22 protein-coding genes are annotated in these 25,574 nt (G+C 70.5%); 9 read left to right on the forward strand and 13 right to left on the reverse strand.

Annotation, left to right across the window (positions count from 1 at the left end; all coding sequences use genetic code 11):
- Window positions 1–79: 79 nt before the first annotated feature.
- The 6 genes from RBR11_RS12390 (at window position 80) to RBR11_RS12415 (ending at window position 7,273) form a co-directional block, all read left to right on the forward strand.
- On the forward strand, window positions 80–1,309 hold the full coding sequence (locus tag RBR11_RS12390) for an integrase core domain-containing protein (protein WP_419956798.1): 1,230 nt from the start codon (window positions 80–82) through the stop codon (window positions 1,307–1,309).
- Between the two features lie 204 nt (window positions 1,310–1,513).
- Window positions 1,514–1,969 (forward strand): thioesterase family protein, encoded by a 456-nt coding sequence (locus tag RBR11_RS12395; protein ID WP_308489661.1) that lies wholly within the window; start codon window positions 1,514–1,516, stop codon window positions 1,967–1,969.
- A 54-nt stretch (window positions 1,970–2,023) separates the two neighbouring features.
- Window positions 2,024–2,707 carry a TetR/AcrR family transcriptional regulator gene (locus tag RBR11_RS12400; protein ID WP_308489662.1) on the forward strand — a complete coding sequence of 228 codons (684 nt, stop codon included), beginning with the start codon at window positions 2,024–2,026 and terminating at the stop codon, window positions 2,705–2,707.
- Window positions 2,704–3,693 (forward strand): P-loop NTPase family protein, encoded by a 990-nt coding sequence (locus tag RBR11_RS12405; protein WP_308489663.1) that lies wholly within the window; start codon window positions 2,704–2,706, stop codon window positions 3,691–3,693. The genes RBR11_RS12400 and RBR11_RS12405 overlap by 4 nt, the downstream gene beginning before the upstream one ends.
- Window positions 3,690–5,585 carry a YhgE/Pip family protein gene (locus RBR11_RS12410; RefSeq protein WP_308489664.1) on the forward strand — a complete coding sequence of 632 codons (1,896 nt, stop codon included), beginning with the start codon at window positions 3,690–3,692 and terminating at the stop codon, window positions 5,583–5,585. Before RBR11_RS12405 ends, RBR11_RS12410 begins: the two co-directional genes overlap by 4 nt.
- A 242-nt stretch (window positions 5,586–5,827) precedes the next feature.
- On the forward strand, window positions 5,828–7,273 hold the full coding sequence (locus RBR11_RS12415) for an MFS transporter (protein WP_308489665.1): 1,446 nt from the start codon (window positions 5,828–5,830) through the stop codon (window positions 7,271–7,273).
- Between the two features lie 169 nt (window positions 7,274–7,442).
- On the opposite strand, the gene mnhG is transcribed toward RBR11_RS12415, so the two are convergent.
- The 7 genes from mnhG to RBR11_RS12450 are packed head-to-tail and all read right to left on the reverse strand — an operon-like array spanning window position 7,443 to window position 15,011.
- A complete protein-coding gene (mnhG, locus tag RBR11_RS12420; RefSeq protein ID WP_308489666.1) occupies window positions 7,443–7,835 on the reverse strand; it encodes a monovalent cation/H(+) antiporter subunit G in 393 nt (130 codons plus the stop codon).
- A complete protein-coding gene (locus tag RBR11_RS12425; protein WP_308489667.1) occupies window positions 7,832–8,101 on the reverse strand; it encodes an MrpF/PhaF family protein in 270 nt (89 codons plus the stop codon). The genes mnhG and RBR11_RS12425 overlap by 4 nt, the downstream gene beginning before the upstream one ends.
- Window positions 8,098–8,700, reverse strand: coding sequence for a Na+/H+ antiporter subunit E (locus RBR11_RS12430; protein WP_308489668.1), 603 nt, complete (start codon window positions 8,698–8,700; stop codon window positions 8,098–8,100). Before RBR11_RS12430 ends, RBR11_RS12425 begins: the two co-directional genes overlap by 4 nt.
- Window positions 8,697–10,265, reverse strand: a complete 1,569-nt coding sequence (locus RBR11_RS12435) for a Na+/H+ antiporter subunit D (protein WP_308489669.1) — start codon at window positions 10,263–10,265, stop codon at window positions 8,697–8,699. Before RBR11_RS12435 ends, RBR11_RS12430 begins: the two co-directional genes overlap by 4 nt.
- Complete coding sequence (locus RBR11_RS12440; RefSeq protein WP_308489670.1) at window positions 10,262–10,909, reverse strand: Na(+)/H(+) antiporter subunit C; 648 nt, start codon at window positions 10,907–10,909, stop codon at window positions 10,262–10,264. Before RBR11_RS12440 ends, RBR11_RS12435 begins: the two co-directional genes overlap by 4 nt.
- Window positions 10,909–13,854 (reverse strand): Na+/H+ antiporter subunit A, encoded by a 2,946-nt coding sequence (locus tag RBR11_RS12445; RefSeq protein WP_308489671.1) that lies wholly within the window; start codon window positions 13,852–13,854, stop codon window positions 10,909–10,911. The genes RBR11_RS12440 and RBR11_RS12445 overlap by 1 nt, the downstream gene beginning before the upstream one ends.
- Window positions 13,855–13,913: 59 nt before the next feature.
- The gene (locus tag RBR11_RS12450; RefSeq protein ID WP_308489672.1) at window positions 13,914–15,011 is read right to left on the reverse strand and encodes a LacI family DNA-binding transcriptional regulator; all 1,098 of its coding nucleotides are present in this window, start codon (window positions 15,009–15,011) and stop codon (window positions 13,914–13,916) included.
- 59 nt (window positions 15,012–15,070) lie between these two features.
- Between RBR11_RS12450 and RBR11_RS12455 the strand changes: the two genes are divergently transcribed.
- The 3 genes from RBR11_RS12455 to RBR11_RS12465 all read left to right on the forward strand — a co-directional run bounded on the left by RBR11_RS12455 (window position 15,071) and on the right by RBR11_RS12465 (window position 17,894).
- Window positions 15,071–16,297, forward strand: a complete 1,227-nt coding sequence (locus RBR11_RS12455) for an MFS transporter (protein ID WP_308489673.1) — start codon at window positions 15,071–15,073, stop codon at window positions 16,295–16,297.
- A gap of 188 nt (window positions 16,298–16,485) precedes the next feature.
- Window positions 16,486–17,181, forward strand: a complete 696-nt coding sequence (gene nucS / locus RBR11_RS12460) for an endonuclease NucS (RefSeq protein WP_308489674.1) — start codon at window positions 16,486–16,488, stop codon at window positions 17,179–17,181.
- A 38-nt stretch (window positions 17,182–17,219) separates the two neighbouring features.
- Window positions 17,220–17,894 (forward strand): HAD hydrolase-like protein, encoded by a 675-nt coding sequence (locus RBR11_RS12465; protein WP_308489675.1) that lies wholly within the window; start codon window positions 17,220–17,222, stop codon window positions 17,892–17,894.
- Window positions 17,895–18,037: 143 nt separating this feature from the next.
- On the opposite strand, the gene RBR11_RS12470 is transcribed toward RBR11_RS12465, so the two are convergent.
- The 6 genes from RBR11_RS12470 to RBR11_RS12495 all read right to left on the reverse strand — a co-directional run bounded on the left by RBR11_RS12470 (window position 18,038) and on the right by RBR11_RS12495 (window position 25,341).
- The gene (locus tag RBR11_RS12470; protein WP_159575099.1) at window positions 18,038–18,241 is read right to left on the reverse strand and encodes a cold-shock protein; all 204 of its coding nucleotides are present in this window, start codon (window positions 18,239–18,241) and stop codon (window positions 18,038–18,040) included.
- Between the two features lie 748 nt (window positions 18,242–18,989).
- Window positions 18,990–19,592 carry a GNAT family N-acetyltransferase gene (locus RBR11_RS12475; RefSeq protein ID WP_308489676.1) on the reverse strand — a complete coding sequence of 201 codons (603 nt, stop codon included), beginning with the start codon at window positions 19,590–19,592 and terminating at the stop codon, window positions 18,990–18,992.
- Complete coding sequence (locus RBR11_RS12480) at window positions 19,589–20,206, reverse strand: TetR/AcrR family transcriptional regulator (RefSeq protein WP_308489677.1); 618 nt, start codon at window positions 20,204–20,206, stop codon at window positions 19,589–19,591. Before RBR11_RS12480 ends, RBR11_RS12475 begins: the two co-directional genes overlap by 4 nt.
- 55 nt (window positions 20,207–20,261) lie before the next feature.
- Entirely contained in the window at window positions 20,262–22,337 is a 2,076-nt protein-coding gene (locus RBR11_RS12485) for an MDR family MFS transporter (RefSeq protein WP_308489678.1), read from the reverse strand.
- A gap of 243 nt (window positions 22,338–22,580) precedes the next feature.
- Window positions 22,581–23,183 carry a TetR/AcrR family transcriptional regulator gene (locus tag RBR11_RS12490; protein WP_308489679.1) on the reverse strand — a complete coding sequence of 201 codons (603 nt, stop codon included), beginning with the start codon at window positions 23,181–23,183 and terminating at the stop codon, window positions 22,581–22,583.
- 55 nt (window positions 23,184–23,238) lie between these two features.
- Window positions 23,239–25,341: an MDR family MFS transporter gene (locus RBR11_RS12495; RefSeq protein ID WP_308489680.1), complete on the reverse strand. Its 2,103-nt coding sequence runs from the start codon at window positions 25,339–25,341 to the stop codon at window positions 23,239–23,241.
- Between the last annotated feature and the right edge of the window lie 233 nt (window positions 25,342–25,574).

The raw sequence follows: 25,574 nt of genomic DNA on the forward strand, positions 1-25,574 counted from the left end.
TCGGTGACGGTTCTGTATCAGGACATCGGTGACAGTTCTGGGGGTCTTGGTGGTGACACTTCTCGGCTCAGATTGAGCGGTGTCGAAGAATGAACCTGTTGATGCGCGTGTCCGTCTCGCGATCTCTCGTTGGCCTGCGGATGCTCCGCGTGGGGCGGTGACGTCGTTTTGTCGAGAGCACGAGATCTCGCGGAAGACGTTCTATGTGCTGCTCGCTCGTGCGCGGGAGAAGGGCCCGGCGGCGGTGCTGGAGCCGCAGTCTCGTCGTCCGTCCGCGTCGCCGGCGAAGATCGGCGAGGAGGTGAAGCGGAGCGCGCTGGACGTGCGGGCAGCGCTGGAGCGATCCGGGCTCGACTACGGGCCGATCAGCGTGCACGACAAGATGACATCGATGGGATTCACGACCCCGTCGATCGCCTCACTCGCACGGATCTTCCGCGAAGCGGGCGTCGCCCGGGTGGAGCCAAAGAAGAAGCCGCGGTCCGCGTTCCGACGGTTCGTGTATCCCGCTCCGAACGCGTGCTGGCAACTCGATGCGACCGAGTACGTCCTCGCGGGCGGACGGACCTGCGTGATCTTCCAGCTCACCGATGATCATGCTCGTCTCGCGGTCGCGTCGCATGTCGCGAGGGCGGAGACGAGCAAGGGCGCGGTCACGGTGATGGAGAAGGGGATCGCCCGGCATGGGGTCCCGCAGCGGCTCCTCACGGATAACGGTGCCGCATTGAACCCGCACCGCCGCGGCATCGTCAGTCAGCTCGTCGCCTACGTGAGCACGCTCGGCGTCGTCGCGATCACCGGGAAGCCCGGGCACCCCATGACCCAGGGCAAGAACGAGCGATTCCACCAGACCCTGTTCCGATGGTTGGACAAGCAGCCCCTCGCCGGGACGATCGAGGAACTCCAACATCTCGTGGACCGGTTCGACGTGATCTACAACACCGAGCGCCCGCACCAGGCGCTTCCCGGTCGGAGCACCCCGCAACAGGCCTGGGACGCGACACCGAAAGCTCCCGCGCCAGAGCCAGACCCTGACGCTGCCACCCATCCCGGGGCGACTGGAGATGCCGTCCGGATCGTCCGCACGCACGGCGACATCAGCATCCGCGGCACCACATTCCAACTCGGGAACGAGTTCGCCGGCACTCAAGTCCACGCGATCTGGAACCCCGCCCTGATCATGATCTTCGACGAGCGCGGCACCCTCATCATCGAACACCCCTGGCCACAACCCGGCACCCGCTACGTCGGCAACGGCAGACCCCGAGGATCGGCCCCCAGAAGACGCCCACTGTCACCGATGTCCTGAGACACCAACTGTCACCGATGTCCTGATACAGAACCGTCACCGAAGTCCTGAGACATCACACCGGAAAGCGGTGCCGCGTCGACAGGATTCCGCAGCCCGAACGCCGGCCGGGGACTCCGCCCGCGGGACGCGCCGCGGATCCTTGTCGGCCGATCCGAACGGGTCCAGACTGATCACGCATCCGTCCCGGCGAAGGGAGTGCGCGTGTACAGCAAGACCCTCTACGCGGGCTGGTCCGACATGGACTTCAACGCGCACATGAAGAACACCGCCTACCTGGACAAGGCGGCGGATGTGCGGCAGATGTACCTGATGGAGCACGGTTTCCCGGTCGAGGAGTTCCAGCGACGCCGGTTCGGGCCCGTCGTGCGCAAGGACGAGGTCGAGTACTTCAGCGAGATCCATCTGCAGCAGCAGATCGTGGTCACCTACGCCCTGGCCGGGCAGTCGGCGGACGGGAGCCGGTTCCTGCTCCGCCACGAGATCTACCGCCCGGACGGCCGGCTCAGCGCGACCGTCACGAGCGCCGGCGGATGGCTGCACCTCGACGAGCGGCGCCTGATCGCGCCGCCCGCGGAGCTGCTCGCCGTGATGAACTCGCTCGACCGCACGGCCGACTTCGCCGAACTGCCGTCGAGCCTGCGACCGCCGGTCGGGTGATCCCCTTCAGATAACTTGCACACTGCTGTGCATGTTACGCGCTACACTGGAGGGGTGAACGAGACCTCCGCACCCCGGCGGCTGCGCCGCGACGCCGCCGAGAACCGGGCGGGCATCCTCGCCGCCGCCTCGCAGACCCTCGCGGCGGATCCGCACGCCTCGGTCGACCAGATCGCCCGAGCCGCCGGGCTCAGCCGCCGCGCCCTCTACGGCCACTTCGACGATCGCACCGCGCTCGTGCGGGAGCTCATCGCGGCCGGCGCGCAGCGGTTCAACGCCATCGCCGCGCGCGTCGACGACGCCGACAGCCGGATCGCGCTCGCGCGGCTCACCGCGACCCTCTGGCACGAGGCCGCACTCGTGCAGGTCGCCGCCGCGATCGCGCTGGACGAAGCCCACGTCGAGGAGACCGCGGCCGCACTCGCCCCGCTGCGGCGGGTGCTCGCGGCGATCGTCCGCCGTGGTCAGGACGCCGACGAGCTGCGCGCAGACATGGCCGCCCCCACGCTCGCCCGCCTCATCGAGGAGAGCGCCCGCACGGTCGTCACCCGCACCGACGCCTCCTCCCCCGCCGCGGCGGACATCGCCGTGCGCGCGGTGCTCAGCATCGCCGGCCTGTCCTGGCGCGAGACCGACGCGCTGCTCGCCGCCCACCCCGACCTGCTCGCGCCGCGCGAGGCCGGCGGATCGCGGGCGGATACGCTGGCGACGATTCCCGCCGAGGAGGACCACGCATGAGGATCGCACTCCATGAGGTCACGAAGGGCAAGAAGGGCCACGCGCTGCCGGCGACGTCGCTCGAGATCGAGACCGGGCACGCGCGCTTCGTGCTCGTCGAGACCGAACTGCGCCCCACCGTGCTGGGGCTCATCGCGACCGGCAGGATGCGGCCCGACTCCGGTGAGGTCACGATCGACGGCGCGAGGAACGCCAAGGAGCTGCGTCGCCGCACCGCCCTCGTCGACGCGCCCGAGGTCAGCGACCCGCATCCCGGCGTCACCCTCGCCGCAGTGGTCGGCGAGGAGCTCATGTTCGCAGGGCTGCCCGCGACCCCGGTGCACGCCCGCCGCTGGCTGAACGACATCGGCTTCGGCGAGCTCGCCGCGCAGCCGATCGGCACGATCAAGCCGTCCGTGCGCGTGCGCGTGATGGCCGAGCTGGCCGTGCTCCGCGACGACGTCGAGGGCTTCGTCCTCGTCTCGCCGGATCGCCATGGCGGACGCCCGGAGGGCTGGTGGCGGATCGCGACCGAGTTCGCGGACCGGGGCTTCGCCGTGCTCGTGATCGTGGGCGGATCCGCGGCGGCCGTGATCGAGCGGCTTCCGGAGGCGCTGGAGACGGACTACCCGTCGAACGCGACGGTGCCCGTGCGCCCGCTGGCGGACGTGACGGGCCAGACGGCGCTGCTGCCGCAGGCGGATCCGGTCGCCGAGCCCGCGGAGGACCCGGTCGCTGAGCCTGTCGAAGCGCCCGAGCCCGACGGCGACCAGGATTCGGTCGTTGAGCGAGCGGAGCGAGACGAAACGCCGCGGTCCGAGGAGCCCGGAGAGCCCGATCCCGCAGGGGACCGCGTTTCGTCTCGGTCGCCTTCGGCGTCCTCGCTCAACGACCCCGGGGAGGCATCCGACGAGCCCGACCCGGCCGCAGAACCCCCGGTCGTAGACACCGACACTGGCCCCCACGCCGACACCGACACCGACCCCACGAACGGAGCAGAGCGATGAAGGTCCCCGCGATGATCGCCGCGGAGCTGCGCCGGCTGACGGCCAGCCCGATGGCCGTGATCGCCCTGATCGCGCTCATGTGCGTGCCGGTGCTCTACGGCGGGCTGTACCTCTGGGCGAACCAGGATCCGTACGGGAAGTTCACCGAGGTCCCCGTCGCACTCGTCGTCCAGGACGAGGGCGTCACGACCGACGGCACGACCACGAACTACGGCGAGAAGGTCGCCGGCAACCTCCTCGACGGGCACGCGTTCGACTGGCGCCGGATGAGCGGATCCGAGGCGGTCGGCGCCCTCAAGGCCGGCGACGTCGACTTCACCGTGACGATCCCGAAGACGTTCTCCGCCGCGCTCACGTCGGCCGCGGGCGACAACCCGCACCAGGCCCGGATCGAGCTCGAAACCAACGACGCGAACAACTACCTCGCGTCGTCGATCGGATCCGGTGCGGTCGAGAAGATCCGCCGCTCGGTCGCCGAGATGGTCGGCACCGAGGCGGCCGACCGGCTGCTCACCGGGCTCAGCGACGTGCGCGACAAGCTGTCCGAGGCGACCGACGGCGCGGCGAAGCTGCTCGACGGGGCGAACACCGCGGTCGCCGGCAGCGCGCGGCTCGCCGACGGCACCGCGCAGCTCGCGGACGGGGCCGCCCAGCTCGCGAGCGGCACCGCGCAGCTCGCCGACGGGTCCCAGCAGCTCGCGAACGGTGCGGCCCAGCTCTCCGACGGCGCGCAGCGGGTCAGCGCCGGCAACCAGCAGCTCGCACAGTACGCCGACCAGGCCGGATCCCTCGTGCAGCAGGCGACCGACGCCCTCCCTCAGGTGCGCAGCGACATCGCCACCGCGCTCGCGAACCGCGGCCTCTCCCCCGCCGAGATCGACGCCGTCCTCGCGAAGCTGGATCCGCTCGCCGACAAGGTGCGCAGCGGCAACGACGCCGTCCAGGGCGCGGTCGGGCAGGTCGACCAGCTCGCGGCCGGCAGCGCGCAGGTCGCATCCGGCAGCGCGACCCTCGCGGACAAGTCCCAGCAGCTCGCCTACGGCGCGAGCACGGCCGCGTCGGGCGCCGCAGCCCTGAGCGCGGGCGCCGCGTCCGCCCGCGACGGCGCGAAGAGCCTGCACGACGGTCTCGGAACGCTCGCCGCCGGCATCTCGCAGCTGCACGACGGCCTCGCCGCCGGGGTGCAGGCGATCCCCGCGTCCACCGCCGACCTGCGCGAGAAGCAGGCGCAGACGATCGCGAACCCGGTCGACGTGCGAAGCGACAAGGTCGCGGCCGCGAAGGACTACGGCCAGGGCCTGGCGCCGTTCTTCGCCGCGCTCGCGGGCTGGATCGGCATCTACGCCCTGTTCCTCATCGTGAAGCCGATCTCACGGCGCGCGGTCACGGCGCTGCACTCGCCGATCCGGATCACGCTGGCCGGCTGGCTCACCCCCGCCGCGTTCGGCGCGCTGCAGATGGTGGGCCTGCTCGGCGTGCTCGCCTGGGCGCTCGGGTTCACGTTCCAGAACGGCTGGGGCGCACTCGGGATCATGGTGCTCGCCTCGGCGACGTACGCGGCGATCATCCTCGCGCTCAACGTCTGGCTGGGATCCGTCGGCCAGTTCATGGGCCTCGTGCTCATGGTGCTGCAGCTCGTCACCGCGGGCGGCACGTTCCCCTGGCAGACCCTGCCCGGGCCGCTCGCCGCGCTGCACCACGTGCTGCCGATGGGCTACGTCGTCGACGCGATGCGCCAGCTCATGTACGGCGGCCAGGTGTCGCGCGCGATCGCCGACATCGGCGTGCTCGGGATCTGGCTGGTCGGCGCGCTGATCCTCGCGATGCTCGGCGTGACCCGGATGACGCACACGCGCACCCTGCGCGACCTGCAGCCCAGCCTGATCGGCTGAGGGCCGGGCCGGATCCCGTCCCTCCTTCCCGCGAGACCGAACCTGCGTCGCGAGACCGCGGGATTCCGCGGCGGTCTCGCGACGTGGTTTCGGTCTCGCGGTCATGTCGGCCCGGGGAGCCGGCGAGGTCGGCGCGCGGGGGAGCAGCCGGATCCGCGGGGAGCTTAGGCTGTCGACATGTGCGTCGAGCGGGAGATGATCGCCGGGATCGCGGGGATTCTCCGGGATCGGATCGCACGGCGATGAGTCTCCGCGCCGCACCCGCGGGACGGTTCGACCGGCGCCTGCTCGCGCCGATGATGGTCGGGTCGATCCTGAACCCGATCAACACCGCGATCATCGCGGTCGCGCTGACTCCGATCGGGGTGGCGCTGGGCGCGCCGGCGAGCGAGACGGTGTGGCTGGTGTCGAGCCTGTACCTGGCCACCGCGGTCGGTCAGCCGCTGGTCGGTCGGCTGGTCGACATCTTCGGCGTCAAGCCGCTGTTCCTGCTCGGAGCGGCGCTCGTGACCGTCGCCGGCGCGATCGGACTGCTCGCCCCGGAGTCGCGGGAGAGCATCTGGTGGCTCGTCGCGGCGCGCGTGATCCTCGGCCTCGGCACCTGCGCCGGCTACCCGGCCGCGATGCACCTGATCCGCGCGGAGGCCGATCGCACCGGGCTCGCGTCCCCCGCGGGGATCCTGACCCTGCTGTCGGTGACGACGCAGACCGTCGCGGTCGTCGCCCCGGCCCTCGGCGGACTGCTCATCGGCGGCTGGGGCTGGCGCGCCACGTTCGCCGTGAACGTCCCGCTGGGGATCGGGTCGCTCGTGCTCGGTGCGCTGTTCTTCCCACATCGGACCGGCCTGGAACCCGCCCCCGAGGACCGTCCGCGCATCGACGGCATCGGCATCGTCCTGTTCGCCGTGGCGATGCTCGCCCTCCTCGTGTTCCTGCAGAACGTCTCCCCCGGGCTGGTCTGGCTGCTCGTCGTCACGGCTGCCGCCGGCACCGCCTTCGTGTGGTGGGAGCGGCGGATCCCGGATCCGTTCATCGACGTCCGGGTGCTCTCCGGGAACCTGCCGCTGCTGCTCAGCTACACGCGGTCGTTGCTCACGGCGACGATCTCGTACACGTTCGTGTACGGCTTCACGCAGTGGCTCGAGGACGGGCGCGGCCTCACCCCGACCACCGCCGGGCTCGTGCTGCTGCCGGTGTTCGCGGCGGGAGTGGCCGTGGCACTGGCCTTCGGCCGACGCCCCGAGGTCGTGTGGAAGCTGCTCGTCGGCTCGACCGCGCAGCTCACCGCAGGGATCCTCGTGCTCTTCATGACCGGATCCTCGCCGGTGTGGTTCCTCGTGCTCGCGATGCTCGTCCTCGGCATCCCGCAGGGCCTGAACAACCTCGCGATCCAGAACGCGCTGTACTTCCAGGCGGAGCCCGAGCGCATCGCCTCCTCCGCGGGCCTGCTGCGCACCTTCTTCTACCTCGGCGCGATCGTGTCGGCCGTGATCTACGGCAACGCGTACGGCGCCCGGGCGACGACCGCGGGCTTGCACGTTCTCGGCTGGGTCGTGGTCGGGATCTCGGTGGTGTTCCTGCTGATCACGGTGCTCGACCGGTCGCTCGCGCAGATCGGGCGGGTGCCGGCGGCGCCCGCGTCCCAGGGTCCCTCGCCCTCGGATCCCACCGATCCCGCCGCGACCTGACCCTCCGCTCGCTGGTCGCGAAACGTCGCCGCGACGCCGGAATGAGGGCGTGTCGCGACCAGCGAGCACAGAGTTCAGCGGCCACACCCCGCTCGCTGGGCGCGAAACGTCGCCACGGCACCCGAACGAGGGCGTGTCGCGACCAGCGAGCGGGGGAAGGATCCGACCCTCAGCCGCCCGAGGCGGGCGGGGTCTCCTTCGATTCGGCGAGCTCGTCGACGACCAGCGACCGCTCGTCGATCGTGCCGTTGCGGTACGCCTGGCGGCCGACCATGTGCGCGGCGAGCGGCACCGTCGCGAACTGCATCAGCACCACGGGCACGACCAGGAGCACGCCCAGCACGATCCCGACCACGGAGCGCTGCGACAGCGCGATCGCGACGCAGATGAGCAGCAGCCCGAGCACCTGCGGCTTGGTCGCGGCGTGCAGGCGGGTCGGCACGTCGCGGAACCGGAGCAGCCCGATCGCGGCGGTGAGGCAGAGCAGGGCGCCGATCAGCACGAGCACCCACACGGCCGTGTCGACGACCGCGTCCGGGATCCGGAGATCGAACACGTTCATGAGGGCGTGTTGTCCCTTCGGGCGACATACCGGGCCACCGCGATCGACCCGAACACGCCGACCGCGGCCACGACGATGAGCACGGGGAGAGTGCGCGTGTGGTGGTTGATCGCCATGTCGGCGCCGAGCACGCACATCACCTCGGTGAGCAGCACATCGGCGGCGACCACGCGGTCGAGGATCGACGGCCCGACCGCGATCCGGATCACCGCGAGGATCGCGGCGATCGCGAACACGACCATGATCACCAGCAGGAGCGGATTCATCGGCGCCCGTCCCTTCTCCTGCCGACCGTGCCTCGGGTTGCGGCGTCCCGGTCCGCCCGGAGCGCCTTCACCTGGGAGGGGTTGCCGAGCGCGCGCACGATCCGGCGCTCCCAGCGCAGCACGCCCGCGCGCTGGCGGTCGACGTCGTCCATCGACCGTACGCCGATCACGTGCAGGTACAGCGTGCGGGTGTCGCGGTCGGCCTCGACGATGAGCGATCCGGGGATCAGCGACGCGGTGACGGCGACGTGCGTCATCACCAGGTCGTCGGCGTAGCGCAGCGGCACCGCGATGATCGCCGCACCCGGCTGGCGGCGCAGATCGAGCACCTGCGCCGCGACGCTGAGGGATCCGTGCACGACCGCGGCGAGGAACTGCACGACGAGGATCGCCGTCCACCACAGGTTGATCCGCCCGGGCAGCTCGATCGTCGGCAGCCGGAACACGCGCGTCACGATGAGCGCGACCGCGATCCCCGTCGCCGCGGACAGCACGGTGAACTGGCCCCAGAGCAGCATCCACAGCACGATCAGCCAGATCAGGAACGGCAGCTGCGCGACGGTCGCCCGCCACAGGCTGCGCTTGGCGTCCGGGGTCATGTGCCGCTCCCGCCGCCGCCGGTCTCGAGCGTCTCCAGGTGCACGGGCTGCAGCAGGGTGGATCCGATCCGCTCGCACAGCCCGAAGATCGGGCCCGCGAAGACCGTCAGCGAGACCGTGACCGCGACCATGCCCGCCGTGGCATATGTCATGATGCCCGGGATCCGGCGGCGCTCCTGCTGCTCGTCCGCGGCGGGCGCGGTGCTCAGGTGCACGATGCGCTCGTTGTCCTCCGGCGTCTCCTTGTCCTCCTTCTCGCGCCAGAACGCCAGGTTCCAGGCGCGCATGAGGGCATACAGGGTGAGCAGCGAGGTGAGCACGCCGCCGACGATCAACGTCCAGATGAGCGGCGTCGCGACCTGCGCCGCCGCCTGGAACAGAGCGAACTTGCCGATGAAGCCCGAGAACGGCGGCAGTCCGCCGAGGTTGATCGCCGACACGAAGTACAGTACGGCGATCAGCGGGGCGGCCTTCATCAGTCCGCGCACCTTCAGGATCGACGTGCTGCCGGCCCGGCGCTCCACGAGTCCGACCGCGAGGAACAGGGTCGTCTGCACGATGATGTGGTGCACGATGTAGTACACCGTGGCGCCGATCGCCGTGGTCGTCGCGATCGCGAGACCGAACACCATGTACCCGACGTGGCTGACCAGGGTGAAGGAGAGGATCCTCTTCAGCTCCGCCTGCGCGACCGCGCCGAGGATCCCGATCACCATCGTCGCGAGCGCCACGACCATGAGCAGGGTGTTGATCCCGTCGGTGGCGAACAGCTGCGTCTCGGTGCGGATCAGCGCGTACACGCCGACCTTGGTGAGCAGGCCCGCGAACACCGCGGTGACCGGCGCAGGCGCGGTCGGATACGAGTCGGGCAGCCAGAACGACATCGGGAACACGGCCGCCTTGATCCCGAACGCCACCACGAGCATGAGGTGCAGCACCAGCTGCGTGCTCGGCGGGATCTCCCCCATCCGCTCCGCGATCTGCGCCATGTTCACCGTGCCGAGCGCGGCATATATCAGCGCGATCGCGACGAGGAACAGCACCGACGAAACGAGCGAGACGACGATGTACACCGCGCCGGTGCGGATCCGGGACTCCGTGCTGCCGAGCGTGATCAGCACGTACGACGCGACGAGCAGGATCTCGAAGCCGACGTAGAGGTTGAACAGATCGCCCGCGATGAACGCGTTGAAGATGCCGGCGGCGAGGATCAGGTAAGACGGGTTGAAGATCGAGATCGGCGTCTCGTCCGTGCCGTCGGCCGCGCCCTGACCGATGGAGAACAGGAGGACCGCGACGAGCACGATGCTCGAGACGAGCACGAGCAGGGCGGCGAGCCGGTCGACGTAGAGCACGATCCCGAACGGCGCGGGCCATCCGCCCACCATGACCGCGATGGCATGTGTCCGGTCGACGATCACGAGCAGGGTCGCGGCGATCACCGAGACCGCGGCCAGGGTCGCCACCGTGACGACGACCTGCACCCGGGTGTTCCGGCCGAACACGAGGGTGATCGCGGCCCCCAGCAACGGGAGCGCGACGAGCAGCGGGACGAGCGCGCTCACGGGCGGTCCTCCCCTTCCTCGGTCTCTCTGTCGGCTCGCCGCGGTTCGTCTCGGTCGGCTTCGTCGTCCTCGCTCGACGACCGCGAAGAGCGTCCGCTCTCGGTCGTTGAGCGAGCGGAGCGAGACGAAACGCCGCCCGCATCGAGCGGCCTGTCCACCGGCGCGTCGTCGACGACGCCCTCGAACTCCCCGGCGTGCAGCACCCGGATCGGCGCGGTGACGACGCCCACGAAGTCCGTGGTCGCGTCCTCCCCCTCGAGGTCGACCTCGTCGTCGATGAGGTCCTCCTCGATCTCCGTGCGCTCGCGCAGCGCGATGTCGGCCTCGTCGTCCTCGACGGTGTCGGCCTTGCCCAGCTGCCAGGAGCGGTAGATGAGCGCGAGCAGGAACGCCGAGACGGCGAACGTGATGACGATCGCCGTGAGGGTGAGCGCCTGGGGCAGCGGATCGCTGAGAGCGCCCTCGACGCCGAAGAACGGCGCCTTCCCCGGGCGTCCCATGACGATGAGCAGGAGCAGGTTCGCCGCGTTGCCCAGCAGCAGGAAGCCGATGAGCACGCGCGTCAGGCTGCGCTCGAGCATCGCGTACACGCCGCAGCCGAAGAGCACGGCCATGATCACGATGAGGGTGAGGGAGACGTCCATCAGATGTCCACCCCCCGCGCGCGCATCTCGATCGTCTGCCGGTCGACCTCCGCACCGAGGCTGCGCAGCACGTCCAGTACGAGGCCGATCACGACGAGGTAGACGCCGATGTCGAAGATCGTCGAGCTGACGAACTCGATGTGCCCGATGACGGGGATCTCCGCCTCCCACACCGTGCTCGACAGCGGCGCGAGCCCGAACAGCAGCGGCACGACGGCGGACCCGACGGCGAGGATCAGCCCCGCCCCGAGCAGGCGGCCGGCGTCGGTGGGCGCGGCGGCGCCGAGCTCCCAGCGGCCGCCGGCGATGTAGCGCATGACCAGGGCCATTCCGGCGACCAGTCCCCCGGCGAAGCCGCCGCCCGGTGCGTTGTGACCGGCGAACAGCAGGTAGATCGAGACCACGATGATGGTGTGGAAGAGGATCCGCACGATCACCTCGAGCAGGATCGAGCGGTTCTCCGGCTTCACGTTCCGGCCGCCGACGAGCCAGGCGCGCGGCCCGGTGTCGCCCGCGGTCTGCACCCTGATGCCCTCCGTCGTCTCGACGAGCGGTCGGCGACGGACCTGGCGGGATCCCTCCGGCAGCGCCTTCGTGGCGGAGAGCCGGTCGGCCCGGTGTGTCACGAACACGAGCGAGGCCACACCGGTCGCGGCGAGCACGAGCACCGACAGCTCCCCCATCGTGTCCCAGCCGCGCAGGTCGACGAGCGCCACGTTCACGACGTTCCGGCCGTGGCCCAGTTCGTACGCGAGCTTCGGGAACTGCTCGGAGACGGGCGCGGCGACGCGGGATCCGGTGGCGACGATCGCGACGAGCGCCATCATGACGCCCGCGGCGACGCCGAGGATCGCGCGCGGCACCCGGCCGACCGAGGCGTTGTGCTCCCCCATCCGCGCGGGAAGGCGGCGCAGCACGAGCGCGAATGTCACGAGGGTGACGGTCTCGACGAGGATCTGCGTGAGGGCGAGGTCGGGTGCGCCGCTCGTGCCGAACAGGACCACCATGCCGAGGCCGGTGACCGAGACGAGCACGACCCCGGTGTATCGCTTCTGCGCGCGGATCGCGAGGACCCCGGCGGCGATCATGATCGGCGCGACGACGAGCTGGATCGGCGTGTGCCAGGCGCTCAGCTGCGCGTTCGCCGGGCCGCCGGCGAGGAGGGCGGCGGCTTCGGCGGAGATCACGACGACGAAGATCGTGCCGACGTACACGGGCAGCGAACCGCGCTGGGTGACGGTGGTCGTCGCGACGGACAGCCGGTCCACGCTCCGCATCACGAAGTAGTACGCATCCTGCGCGGTGGCGCGGATCAGGCGGGGGCGGCGATCCCAGCCGGTCCGCTGCAGCAGCGCGAACAGCCCGAGCCCGAGCACCACCGCGCCGAGCGAGAGGAACAGCGCCGGGGCGAAGCCGTGCCAGAGCGCCAGGTGACCGGGCGAGAGGTCCTGGCCGTCGAAGCCGGGCGCCTTCGCATCGTCCGCGTAGCCGTAGAGCATGGCGTCGACCGCCGGGGCGATGGCGCCGAACACGACCGTCCCCGCCGCGAGCACGAACGGCGACACGAGGAACCCGAACGGCGGACGTGGCCATTCCGTCTCCGGCATGTAGTCGCCGCGGGCGTCCTTCTTCCGCCAGAACGCGCCCCAGAGGAAGCGTGCGCCGTATGCCGTGGTGAGAATGGATCCGAGGATCACGCCCGCGAGGGCCGCGATCCCCCAGGGAGAGCCGCGGAGCGACTCGTCGAAGAGCGAGGCGAGCGTCGCCTCCTTCGCCACGAAGCCGATCGTCGGCGGGATCCCCATCATCGACGCCACGGCGAGGAACCCGATGGCCGCGAGCACCGGGGCCTGCCGCCCGAGCCCGGAGATCTCCGTCACGTCGCGTGTGGAGAGCTGACGGTCGATGATGCCGACGATGAGGAACAACGCCGACTTGAACAGCGCGTGGCTGATCACGAGCGCCAGTCCCGCGAGGATCGCGTCGGACGTGCCGTAGCCGAGCACCACGGTGAAGAAGCCGAGCTGGCTCACCGTGCCGAACGCGAGGATCCGCTTCAGGTCCGTCTCGCGCAGCGCCTGGATCCCGCCCAGCAGCATCGTGAACACGCCGAGCGCGATCGTGATCGGCCGCCACGGCCCGGACAGCGCGAACACCGGAGCGAACCGCGCGATGAGGTAGATGCCGGCCTTCACCATGGCCGCGGCGTGCAGGTATGCGCTCACCGGAGTGGGCGCGGCCATCGCGCCGGGCAACCAGAAGTGGAACGGGAAGATCGCGGACTTGCTCAGCGCGCCGACGAGCAGCAGCACGATCGCGGCGTCGACGAGCGGCCCGGTCGGGTGCAGATCGAGGATCCGGGTGATGCTCGACGTCCCCGCGTCGACGGCCAGGAAGACGACGCCGACGAACATCGCCAGGCCCCCCAGCGTCGTCACGAGCAGCGCCTGCAGAGCGGCACGACGGCTCGCACCGCGTCGGTGGTAGTGCCCGATGAGCAGGTAGGACAGGATGCTCGTGGCCTCCCAGAACATCACCAGCAGCACCAGGTCGTCGGTCGTGACCAGGCCGTACATCGCCCCCGCGAACGCGAGCAGCACCGCAGCGAACTGCCCGATCCCGCCCTTCGAGTCGCGGAAGTACCAACGGCAGTACAGCAGGACGAGCGCCCCGACGCCGGTGACGATGAGCGCGAGCAGCCAGCTGAGCTCGTCCAGCCGGAAGGAGAGCGACAGTCCGAGTTGCGGGATCCACGGCGTCGACTCCTGCGGGGTCAGACGGGGATCCGACGCGCCCTCCAGCACCACGGGCGTGAGCGCGGCCGCGTGCACGAAGGCCGTAGCCGGCACGAGCGCCGCGACCGCGAAGGCGCGCGCCCCGATCCTGGCGACGAGCAACGGCAGCAGCAGCGAGGCGAGGGCGAACACGCAGAGGAGGATCAGCATGGCTCGACTCCTCTGGCTCGTCGGTCTCAGCGACTCAGGCGGGCGGGTTCCCCCTCATTTTAGGGTGCGCGGGTTTCCGCGCCCGTGACCGGCCCCGTCGTCGTCCCCTCGCGGAACGTGCAGGTGAACCGGATCGATGCGGGCTGCTCCCCCGCGAGCATGCGCGCCACGGCATCCCCCGCGGCGCGGCCCTTCTCCGCGGCGGGCTGTACGGCGGTGGTCAGCACGTGCTCGCCGATGCCGTCCACGGCGATCCCGTCGAACCCGGCGACGCTGACGTCCTCGGGCACCCTCAGCCCCGCCTCCTCGGCCGCGCGGATCACCCCGGCGGCGAGCAGGTCGCTCTGCGCGATGACCGCGGTCGGGCGGGATCGCGGATCTGCGAACAGCGTACGTCCAGCGATCACGCCCTCGTCGATGAGGCTGGCGCCGGCCGAGACGACGCGGGCGTCCGGGAACACCTCGAGCGTGCTCTGCAGGCGGATCCGGGTCACCGGCAGCACGATCTGCGCGATCCGCTCCGGCGTCGCGTCGCCGCGTTCGCGCTCGGCGTCGAACGGCAGCGTGACGACGGCCACCCTGCGGTGTCCGAGCGCGCGCACATGGTGGGCGAGCTGCGCGGCCGCCTCGCCGTTGTCCAGCTCGATCCGCGGCACCTCGTCGCCGGCGTCCCCCTCGATCACCACGACCGGCAGGCCCCGCGCGAGGACCGCGTCGAGGGACTCGCGCATCCGGCCGCTGCAACCGATCAGCACGGCGGCGTCGATCGGCGCGGTCGCGAGCGTCGGGGCGTCGGGCCCGAGACCCGGCTCGTCGCGCAGCAGCAGCACGCCGGAGCCGAGCTCGGCGAGGCCGTCGGTGAGGCCGTCCATCATCGCCGTCTTCACGGGATCCAGGAATGCGGTGCGCAGGTGCTCCTCGAAGGCGACCGCGACGATGCCGCTCCTCCCCCGGCGCAGCGAGGCGGCACGCGGATCCGGTCCGGTGTAGCCGAGCTCCCCCGCGGCCGCCAGGACGCGCTCCCTGGTGGCCTCGGCGACGGGCGCCTTGCCGCTGAACACCACGGATGCGGTGGACATCGAGACCCCGGCGGCGCGGGCGACGTCGGAGATCGTCGCCCGTCGATGCCGGCCGGCGGGTTCCGCGTCGGAGCTCATGTCTCGACAATAACATCGTTGGGATCACAGAGATCGAATCGATTCGATAAGGTGGCCGCATGGACTCCGCTCTGACCCGTTCCCAGTTCGTCCGCTGGCGCGCCGCGATCTTCGCGATCTTCCTCGTCAGCGGCATGACCATGGCGACCTGGGCGTCGCGGGTCCCCGCGATCAAGCAGGACCTGGGGATCGACAAGGCGCAGCTCGGCATCGTGCTACTCGGCATGGGGATCTCGTCGATCGTCGGAATCTCCACGAGCCCGGCCGTGCTGGCCCGCACGGGGGGCCGCCGCGGCATGCTGGTCACGCTCCTCGCGACGGCGGCCGGCACGGCGCTCATCGGCGTCGGCGCCGAGGTGCTCCACGCCGTCCCGGTGGTCGTCGTCGGCCTCGTCCTGTTCGGGCTCGGCGGCGGCAGCCTCGACGTGATGATGAACGTCGAGGCGACGGCGATCGAGCAGCATGCGGGGAGGACGATCCTGCCGGTGTTCCACGCCTTCTTCAGCTTCGGCACCGTGATCGGCGCAGGCCTCGGCGGGGGAGCGGCCCTGCTCGGGATCGGCGTCGGCCCGCACACGGCGGTCGTCGCCGTCGTGATCGTCGTCGTCGCGGTGGTCGGCGTCGCGAACGTGCCGCGCCGCGAAGAGACGCTGGATCCGACGGTCGACGCCCCGAAGCCGTCGTGGAGCGAGCGCATGCACACGGCCCTGGCCGCCTGGCGCGAGCCGCGCACCTATGCGCTCGGCGTCGTCATGCTCGGCATGTCCTTCGCGGAGGGCGGCGCGAACGACTGGCTCGCACTCGGCGTCGTCGAGGGCCACGGCGCCCAGGACGCGGTGGGCGCCGCCGGCCTGGCCACGTTCTCCGTCGCGATGACGCTCGTGCGGCTGTTCGGAGGCCCGCTCGTGGACCGGTTCGGCCGGGTCATCGTGCTCCGGATCCTCGCGATCACCGCCGCGGGCGGGATCCTGCTCTTCATCCTGGCGCCGAGCCTGCCGCTCATGTTCGCCGGCGCGGCGCTCTGGGGGATCGGGGCCTCGCTCGGCTTCCCGCTCGGCATGTCGGCCGCGGCGGACGACCCCGCCAAGGCCGCCGCCCGCGTGAGCGCGGCCGCCACGATCGGCTACATCGCCTTCCTCGGCGGCCCGCCGATCCTCGGGGTCATCAGCAACCACGTGGGCCTGTTGAACACCCTGTTCATCCTCGTCGTGCTCGCCGCGCTCTCCGGCCTGTTCTCCGGCGCCGCCCGCCCGCTCCGCGAGGACGAGAAGGTGCCGGTGGCCTGAGGCTCCGGCCGCCCGCGCGCTCCGGCCCGCCGGTCCTGCGACGGCTGCACGACCGTGCGACGGCTGCACGACCGTGCGACGGCTGCACGACGGATCCGAGGATCCCGTCGTGCATCCGTCCCCTCATCGTGCAGGCGTCGCAGCCGTTCGCGCCCTCTGCGGGCTTCGGTCCCGGATAGGCTCTTCGGGTGCGTCTCGTCATCGCCCGCTGCGCCGTGGACTACACCGGCCGGCTCAATGCCCATCTGCCTCTGGCCACGCGGCTGCTCGTGCACAAGGGCGACGGCAGCCTGCTCGTGCACTCCGACGGCGGCAGCTACAAGCCGCTGAACTGGATGAGCCCGCCGTGCCGCCTCGAGTCCGAGGAGCCGGGGGAGGAGGAGGCGTCGGCCGGCGTCGCCGAGGTCTGGCGGGTCACCCACCAGAAGACCGGCGACGCGCTGCGCGTGCAGATCTACGAGATCCTGCACGACACGAACCACGACCTGGGCGTCGACCCCGGCCTGCAGAAGGACGGCGTCGAGGCGGACCTGCAGCGCCTCCTCGCCGAGCAGGTCGACCTCATCGCCGAGGGCGCGACCCTGATGCGCCGCGAGTACCCCACCGCGATCGGCCCCGTCGACCTGATGGTGCGCGACGCGGACGGCGTCGCGATCGCCGTCGAGGTCAAGCGCCGCGGCGACATCGACGGCGTCGAGCAGCTCACCCGCTACCTCGAGCTGCTCGGCCGCGACCCGCACCTCGCGCCCGTGCAGGGCGTGTTCGCCGCGCAGGAGATCAAGCCGCAGGCGCGCGTGCTCGCCGAGGATCGGGGGATCCGCTGCCTCGTCCTCGACTACGAGGACATGAAGGGCATCGAGTCTGGCGCGCCGCGGCTGTTCTGACGCGCGGTCCGGCCTGCGCGCGCCCGTAGGCTGAGAGCATGCCCGCGTCCCCGTACTCCTGCGTCCTCTGGGACGTCGACGGCACCATCGCCGACGCCTCGGCGGGGATCCTGCCGCGCCTGGCCGAGGTGCTCACCGCGTTCGGCAGGCAGGCGCCGAGCGCCGACGAGCTGCCGCGGTGGATCGGGCCGCCGCTGTTCGACTCCTTCCAGGAGCACAGCGGCATGAGCGCCGACGAGGCGTCGCAGGCGTCGCAGATGTACCGCGAGCTCGCCGCGCGCGACGGCTACGCCACCTCGGTGCGGATTTACCCGGGCGTCGCCGAGGTACTGCAGGCGGTGAAGGCCGCGGGGATCCCGCAGGCCACCGCGAGTTCGAAGCCGGAGAACCAGGTCGTCGCGATCCTCGGGCACTACGGCCTGTCGCGGGACTTCGTCGCGATCGCCGGCGCCCTCCCCGACGCCTCCGGGCGGCACGAGGGCAAGCCGGCGGTGATCCGGCGGGCGCTCGCCCTGCTCGACGAGGCCGGCGTGGACACGAGCCGGCCCGTGCTCATCGGCGACCGCAGCCACGACGTCGAGGGCGCGGAGCCGTTCGGGATCCCGGTGATCTTCGTGGACTGGGGCTTCGGCGAGCCGGGGGAGTCCACCGGCGCCTTCGCCGTGGTCTCCTCGCCCGAGGAGCTGCAGCGGATCCTGCTGCCCAGCCCGTGACGGATCAGCGAGACCGAATCCGCGTCGCGAGACCCCGCGTCGCATCCTCGGTCTCGCGACGCGGGTTCGGTCTCGCGGTCAATTGAGCGCAAAAGAAAACTCCCCGAGGCCGAGGCCCCGGGGAGTTCAGTCCGTTGAGTCGCTCAGAGCGGACGGATGTTCTCGGCCTGCAGGCCCTTGGGGCCCTGCGCCACATCGAACTCGACGCGCTGGTTCTCGTCGAGCGAGCGGTAACCGGACGTCGCAATGGCGGAGTAGTGCGCGAACACGTCAGCTCCACCGTCATCGGGGGAGATGAAGCCGAAGCCCTTCTCCGAGTTGAACCACTTAACCGTGCCCTGAGTCATGTACTGCCTTCTTGCTTGGGCCTACGTCGGCGCAGACGCACCGACGATGCCAAACCTATCCGAGAGAAGCTGTATAGCAATACCCCGGGAGACAAGGTGACATAAACGTTGCACGGACCGGCGGAGCGGATCCGGGGCCGATCGCCCGGGAGGAGACCCGCGGGATGGGGCCGCGCTCCGGGGAATTGGACGGGCCCCCACCGCGGGGGGAGCGATGGGGGCCCAAGGACGACCGGAGGGTGCGTCTGAGATCAGCATAACGGACGATCTTATGATTTGTCCCCCAAAAGGGGGACAAATCTCGAGAACCCGGATATCATCCTGGTATCGCGAAATACTGAGAATGAAGTGACCCCCTCGGGCCATCCACTTGGGGACTGGACGCGGCCGAGGGGGCCCTGCGCGCACTGTGCCGATTGGTCCTGGGGAAGACCACCCGCCCTCACTGGGGAATTCAGACAGGGTTCGACAATCTTCTCGTGCGCGGAACAACCTTAGGCGAGCGCTTGGGGGCTTGTCCAGGGGTGGGGGAGCGGTTCACGGCAAACCGAAATCGGCCGCCGATCGGGCGCGGGGGAGCGTCCGACCGACGGCCGAGTGCCGGCTCGCGGCGGGTACGTGCCACGGATGGGCACGGAGGGGGACTCCTCCGGCCGGTTCCTCGCCTGTTCGGCCGGGATCCGAGGCGGCTCAGGCCCTGACCGGACCCCGATCAGGATCCGGTGCGAGCCCCCGGGGGCGGCGGGCGTCAGCCCTGCGCGGCCCGCCACTCGTCGGCGAGCAGGCCGTAGGCCATGCCGTCCATCCACTCGCCGCTGCGGTGCAGGGCGGTGGCGCGGCTGTGCTCCTCCCGACGCATGCCGAGGCGCTCCATCATCCGCCACGACGGCTCGTTCGCGGCGAAGCAGCCCGCCCAGACCCGGCGCAGCCCGAGCTGCTCGAAGCAGGCGGCGATCACGGCGCGGACGGCCTCCGTCGCGTAGCCGTGGCCCTGCGCCGCCGGATCCATCGTCCATCCGAGCACCGCCTGCACGGCCTTGGCGTCCGCGCTCACCTCGGCCTGCGACCAGGCGTCCTGGATCCGCAGCATCACGTCACCGATCACACCGGCGCCCTCGCGCTCGACGATCAGCGACACCGCGAGACGATCCGGCTCGGTGAAGTGCGCGCGGAACGCCTCGGCGTCCTCCGGTGCAGCGGTGATCCACTCCGCGACCTCCGGCAGCTGCCGGAACCGCCACACCGCCTCGACGTCGTCCGGGGTGGCGCGACGCACGACCAGCCGCTCGGTGCGCAGCGGCCAGGCGACGCGAGCGAGCGGATCGGCGAGGGGAGCGGGGGAGACGGTCACGCGTTCAGCGTAGGGGCCGGATCCGCCATCCGCGCACCGCGCACCCCGATGAGGCCGTCGACGGCGGCGAGCAGTCGCTCCGCACCGGGACGGTCCGGGGCGGATCCGGTGTACACCAGCACGTTCAGCGCCGCGAGCACGAGAGAGACGGCCCGCACCGCCTCGTCGCGATCGGCCGCGCGGCGCTCGGCGAGCTCGATGAACTGCTCGCGCGCCGCGCCCATCCACTGCGAGAGCGCCGGCATCAGCTCGGGGCGGAGCTTGATCAGCTGCTTCAGCCGCACGCGATCCATGCCGTCATCCATCGAGGCGCCGACGACCTCGCACAGCGCCGGCACGATCTCGCCGGGCATCGCCAGGAACCGCTCCACGACATCGGCGGCCACCCCCGACTCCGGCAGGTTCAGGGCCGCGGCGGCCTTCGACGGGAAGTAGTTGAAGAACGTGCGCGGCGACACGTCCACGGCCTGACAGATCTGCTCGATCGTCGTGCCGTCCAGCCCCTGCTCCTCGACGAGGCGCAGGGCGGCCTCGTGCAGCGCCTGACGGGTCTGCTGCTTCTTGCGCTCCCGACGGCCCTCGCCGCCGTCTCGCACGGTTTCCACGATGCTCATGTTGCTCTCCTCGGGCGGAGAGCCGGGGCGGATCGGATCCGCCCCGGCTCGGCGCTCAGGCCTCTTGCGCCTTGATGGTACCGGTCTCGGTGATACCGGCGGCGTCGGCCTGCTCCTGCAGCGCGGAGGTGCGCCGCAGCGGCGGGGCCTTGAAGAACCAGCTCAGCACGAACGCCAGCATCAGCACGCCGAACCCGACCCAGTAGATGACGACGATCGCCTCCGTGAAGCCGTTCATGAACGGCCGGGTGAGGGCGGCGTCGGCGCCGTTGAGGAACGAGGTATCGCTGACCGAGCTGGTCGATCCGCTCGACGCCTTGGAGCCGTTCTTGTTGATCTGCGTGGTGATGTCGGGCACGAGCTTGTCGACCCAGTAGGAGCGCTGGTCCTTGTTCGCCCAGTCCACGGTCAGTGCGCCGTCCTTGACCGTGGCGTGCGCCTGGGTCGCGGCGGCCTGCAGGGCCTGGTCCTCGGCGGCCGGCTTGGCCGCGGCGACCTGCTGGGCGATCACGGCGGGGGCGGCCGCGGCGGGGACCTGGCCGGCGGCGACCGCGGCGTTCACGCCCTGCGTCACCTTCGCGGTCACGGCCGCGTCGACGGCGGCCTTCGCCTGGGCGGTGCCCTTGTCGAGACCGTCCTGGATGTTCTTCTGGATCGGATCCACGATGGGCGTCCAGAGCTGCTTCATGACGGCCGTGTTGTTCGCCTTGCCGGCGACGGCCGGATCCAGCGCGGCGTTCAGAGCCGCCGTGAGGGTCGGCTTGTCCGCCATGTTGTGCGTGATGTTGGTCGGCAGCAGCGTGAACAGCACCGACAGCATGATCGCGGTGCCCAGCGTTCCGCCGATCTGGCGGAAGAAGGTCGCGGCGCTCGTGGCGACGCCCATGTCCCGGGCATCCACCGCGTTCTGGCTCGCCATGGTGAGCGACTGCATGAGCTGACCGAGGCCGAGGCCGACCACGAACATGCTGATCAGCATGTACCAGAGCGGGCTGTCGGCGTGGATGAACGCCAGCAGCAGGAAGCCCATCGCCATGACGAACGTGCCGGTGCGCGGGAAGAACCCGTACTTGCCGGTGCGAGCGGTGATCTGGCCCGCGCCCATGGACGAGGTCATCAGGCCGAGCACCATCGGCAGCATCGCGAAGCCCGACTCGGTCGGGTTCAGCCCGACGACGATCTGCATGTACAGCGGGATGGTCATCATCGCGCCGAACATGCCGAAGCCGACGAGCACGCCGATGCCGGTGGCCCAGGAGAACGGGCGCGAGTGGAACAGCCGGATCGGGATGATCGCGTCGTTCTTCATCGCGATCTCGATGAGCACGAAGGCGATGATGCCCACGCCGCCGATGATGTAACAGGCGAGCGCGCCGACCGAGGCCCAGCCCCACTCGCGGCCCTGCTCGGCGACGAGCAGCAGCGGCACCAGTGCGACGATCACGGCCGTGGCGCCCCACCAGTCGATCCGCGGGTTGGCGTGCTTGCCGATCTTCGGCAGGTGCAGGAACGCGATCACCATGCCGAGGGCGATGATGCCGATCGGCACGTTGACGAGGAACACCCAGCGCCAGCCGTCGATCCAGAGGATCTGGTGCGCGCCCGCGAACAGGCCGCCGACGAGCGGGCCGATGAGGGAGGAGACGCCGAAGACCGCGAAGAAGTAGCCCTGGTACTTCGCGCGCTCGCGCGGCGCGAGGATGTCGGCCATGATCGCGAGCGGCAGCGACATCAGCGCGCCGGCGCCGATGCCCTGCACCCCGCGGAACGCGGCGAGCATCAGCATCGACCCCGAGAAGGAGGCGAGGACCGACCCGAGGATGAACACCGAGATGCCGAAGAGGAACAGCGGACGGCGCCCGAAGATGTCGCTGAGCTTGCCGTAGATCGGCACCGAGATGGTCGACGTGATCAGGTAGGCCGTGGTCACCCACGCCTGCTGGTCGAGGCCGTGCAGGTCGTCGCCGATCGTGCGGATCGCGGTGCCCACGATGGTCTGGTCGAGCGACGACAGGAACATGCCGGCCATGAGGCCGTAGATGACGAGCAGGATCTGCCTGTGCGTCATGATCGGGGCGGACTGCTTGCGCTCTGAGCGCGTCGCCCCGGGTGCGGTGGTTGCGGTGGACATGGGGGCCCTTCTCGGGTGGAAAGAGACGTCGCGCTCGGTCGACACCCGTCGGCTCGGAGCGCCCACGTTGGCGGCAAAATGTTGCAGCCCTGCAAGATTACTCTCCGAGAAAGGTTGCGCAAGTGCACTTTCGCTATGAGGTTGCTGGGATCTGCGTGTTCAGCCGCATGACCCGGGCCCTGGGCCTGCGACGCACCGGTCCCTGAGCTTGTCGAAGGGTCCGGCGCCCCGGCCTCGGTCCCCTCAGTCCGCCGCGCGCATCCGCTGCGAGCGCGCGGCGACGAGCGCGTCGACACCCTCGAGCAGACGCTCTGCCCCCGGGCGCTCGCCCGCGGCGGAGGAGTCGTGCACGAGCACGCTCATCGCGGCCATCGTCAGCGCGACCGCGGTGAACGCCTCGTCCGCGCCGGCGCGCTCGCTGACGAGGGCGACGTACTGATCGCGGATCCCGCCCATCCACTGCGCGAAGGCGGGCAGCAGCTCGGGCCGGCGCATCACCAGCTCCTTCATCCGCTTGCGCTGCTGGGAGTGGTCGATCGACGAGCCGATCAGGGCGCACAGCGCCGGGATCAGCTCGCCCTGCGCCGTGCGGAACTCCTCCGCGGCCTCCGGCGAGATCGCCGCGTCGGGCAGGTCGAGGGCGGCGGCGGCCTTCGACGGGAAGTAGTTGAAGAACGTGCGCGGCGACACGTCCACGGCCTGGCAGATCTGCTCGACGGTGGTGCCGTCGAGGCCCTGCTCCTCGACGAGGCGCAGGGCGGCCTCGTGCAGCGCCTCGCGGGTCTGCTGCTTCTTGCGCTCCCGGCGCCCGCAGGCGACGGCGTGCGGATCCTCGATGCTCGTCATCTCGTTCTCCTCCGACGGGAGCCGGGACGGGGTCCGAACCCCGCCCCGGACTCGCTCACGCCTGATGGGTCCTGATGCTTCCGGTCGCGGTGACGCCGGCCTTGTCGGCCTGCTCCTGCAGCGCCGACCGGGCGCGCAGCGGCGGGACCTTGAAGAACCAGGTCAGCACGAACGCGAGCAGGATCACGCCGAAGCCGACCCAGTACAGCACCACGAGCCCGTCGATGAAGCCGACCATGAACGGCTTCGTGAGGCGGGCGTCCGCGCCGGTGAGGAACGAGGTGTCGTTCACCTGAGCGGTGGAGGATCCGTTGCCACCGGACTCCTTCTTCTTGAGCTCGGTCTGCAGCGTCGGCACGAGCTGGTCGACCCAGTACCCGCGCTGATCGGCGTCCGCCCAGTTCACGGCGACCGTGTCGCCCTGCACGGTGGCGTGCGCCTTGTCGGCAACGGCGGTCAGCACGGCCTGGTGCGCCGCGGCCTGCGCGGCCGGAGTGGCCTCGGCGACCTTCTGCGCGATCACGGCCGGAGCGGCGGCCGTGGGGAGCTGCCCGGCCGCGACCGCGGCGTTCACGCCCGCGGTGACCTTGGCGGTGACGGCCTCGACCGCTGCGGCCTTCGCCTTCGCGTCGCCCTCGGCCACGCCCTTGTCCAGCTGCTCCTGGATGTTCTTCTGGATCGGGCCGACGATCGGCGTCCAGAGCTGCTTCATGATGCCCGCGTTCTCGGCCTTGCCGGCCTCGGACGGATCCATCGCGGTCGACAGCGCCGAGGTCAGCGTCGCCTCGTCCTCGGTGGCGTGCAGGATCCCCGCCGGCAGCATCGAGAACAGCAGCGACAGCATGATCGCGGTACCCAGCGTTCCGCCGATCTGGCGGAAGAAGGTGGCCGCGCTCGAGGCGACGCCCATCTCGTTCGGGGCGACCGAGTTCTGGCTGGCGAGGGTCAGCGGCTGCATGAGCTGGCCGAGGCCGAGGCCCAGCACGAACATGCCGATGAAGATCTGCCACAGCGGCGTCTCGTACCGGATGAAAGTGAGCGAGACGAAGCCGATCGCGGTGAACAGCGTGCCCAGCACCGGGAAGACGCGGTACTTGCCGGTTCGGGCGGTGATCTGACCCGAGGCGAGCGAGGCGATCATCAGGCCGACGATGAGCGGCAGCATGGACAGACCCGACTGGGTCGGGTTCATGCCGACGACGATCTGCATGTAGAGCGGGATGGTCATCATCGCGCCGAACATCGCGAAGCCGACCATGAAGCCGAGGACCGTCGCCATGGAGAAGGTGCCCGAGCGGAACAGCTTCAGCGGGATGATCGCGTCGTCCTTCATCAGGCCCTCGATGACGATGAACGCGATGAGGCCGACCACGCCGGTGACGTAGCAGGCGATCGACGCGACCGAGGTCCAGCCCCAGGTGCGACCCTGCTCGACCACGATGAGCAGCGGCACGAGCGCGACGACGACCGCGGCCGCGCCCCACCAGTCGATCCGCGGGCCCTTGTGCTTGCCGACCTTCGGCAGGTGCAGGAACGTGACGACCATGAACAGCGCGAACAGGCCGAGCGGGATGTTGATGAGGAACACCCATCGCCAGCCGTCGATCCAGAGGATCTGCTTCGCACCGGCGAACAGGCCGCCGACGAGCGGGCCGATCACGGTCGCGATGCCGAACACCGCGAAGAAGTAGCCCTGGTACTTGGCGCGCTCGCGCGGGGCGAGGATGTCGCCCATGATCGCGAGCGGCAGCGCCATGAGCGCGCCGGCGCCGATGCCCTGGAACGCGCGGAACGCGGCGAGCATCATCATCGAGGTGGAGAACGCGGAGAGCGTGGATCCCAGCACGAAGATCACGATGCCGAGGATGAACAGCGGCCGGCGGCCGAAGATGTCGGAGAGCTTGCCGTAGATGGGCACGGCGATGGTCGACGTGATGAGGAACGCGGTGGTCACCCATGCCTGCTGGTCGAGGCCGTGCAGGTCGTCGCCGATCGTGCGGATCGCGGTGCCGAACACGGTCTGCGCGAGGGACGACAGGAACATGCCGGACATCAGGCCGTAGATCACGAGCATGATCTGCCGGTGGGTCATGATCGGCTTCGACGCGCGCTCGACGGCCGGTGTGACGGCCTCGAGGGTGTCTGTGGCGGTGGACATAGAGGTCCTTCCGGGGGATGGGGTGGAACGGTGCGGGTCCTGCCCGCGGACCCGATCGATCGACGCGGGCGCCGACGCCGGCGCAAATCTTGCAACCCTGCAATGTTACACCCTTGCAAGCTTTCATGCACGCATGGATTTGGGACCCGGCCGGATGGCGCACTTCCGCACGAGCGCTCGGCTCGGAGAAGTGCGCCACCTTCGGACCGGATCCCGGAATTCCTCCGAAGTTC

Origin of the sequence: Microbacterium capsulatum, from assembly GCF_030865425.1 — a bacterium.
Lineage (GTDB): Bacteria > Actinomycetota > Actinomycetes > Actinomycetales > Microbacteriaceae > Microbacterium > Microbacterium capsulatum.

What these genes read in the sequence shown, in the direction of transcription:
- RBR11_RS12405 (WP_308489663.1), top strand. Translation starts at nt 2,704, where the DNA reads ATGAGGATCGCACTCCATGAGGTCACGAAGGGCAAGAAGGGCCACGCG.
- RBR11_RS12410 (WP_308489664.1), top strand. Translation starts at nt 3,690, where the DNA reads ATGAAGGTCCCCGCGATGATCGCCGCGGAGCTGCGCCGGCTGACGGCC.
- RBR11_RS12415 (WP_308489665.1), top strand. Translation starts at nt 5,828, where the DNA reads ATGAGTCTCCGCGCCGCACCCGCGGGACGGTTCGACCGGCGCCTGCTC.
- mnhG (WP_308489666.1), bottom strand. Translation starts at nt 7,835, where the DNA reads ATGAACGTGTTCGATCTCCGGATCCCGGACGCGGTCGTCGACACGGCC.
- RBR11_RS12425 (WP_308489667.1), bottom strand. Translation starts at nt 8,101, where the DNA reads ATGAATCCGCTCCTGCTGGTGATCATGGTCGTGTTCGCGATCGCCGCG.
- RBR11_RS12430 (WP_308489668.1), bottom strand. Translation starts at nt 8,700, where the DNA reads ATGACCCCGGACGCCAAGCGCAGCCTGTGGCGGGCGACCGTCGCGCAG.
- RBR11_RS12440 (WP_308489670.1), bottom strand. Translation starts at nt 10,909, where the DNA reads ATGGACGTCTCCCTCACCCTCATCGTGATCATGGCCGTGCTCTTCGGC.
- RBR11_RS12445 (WP_308489671.1), bottom strand. Translation starts at nt 13,854, where the DNA reads ATGCTGATCCTCCTCTGCGTGTTCGCCCTCGCCTCGCTGCTGCTGCCG.
- RBR11_RS12450 (WP_308489672.1), bottom strand. Translation starts at nt 15,011, where the DNA reads ATGAGCTCCGACGCGGAACCCGCCGGCCGGCATCGACGGGCGACGATC.
- RBR11_RS12455 (WP_308489673.1), top strand. Translation starts at nt 15,071, where the DNA reads ATGGACTCCGCTCTGACCCGTTCCCAGTTCGTCCGCTGGCGCGCCGCG.
- RBR11_RS12465 (WP_308489675.1), top strand. Translation starts at nt 17,220, where the DNA reads ATGCCCGCGTCCCCGTACTCCTGCGTCCTCTGGGACGTCGACGGCACC.
- RBR11_RS12470 (WP_159575099.1), bottom strand. Translation starts at nt 18,241, where the DNA reads ATGACTCAGGGCACGGTTAAGTGGTTCAACTCGGAGAAGGGCTTCGGC.
- RBR11_RS12480 (WP_308489677.1), bottom strand. Translation starts at nt 20,206, where the DNA reads ATGAGCATCGTGGAAACCGTGCGAGACGGCGGCGAGGGCCGTCGGGAG.
- RBR11_RS12485 (WP_308489678.1), bottom strand. Translation starts at nt 22,337, where the DNA reads ATGTCCACCGCAACCACCGCACCCGGGGCGACGCGCTCAGAGCGCAAG.
- RBR11_RS12490 (WP_308489679.1), bottom strand. Translation starts at nt 23,183, where the DNA reads ATGACGAGCATCGAGGATCCGCACGCCGTCGCCTGCGGGCGCCGGGAG.
- RBR11_RS12495 (WP_308489680.1), bottom strand. Translation starts at nt 25,341, where the DNA reads ATGTCCACCGCCACAGACACCCTCGAGGCCGTCACACCGGCCGTCGAG.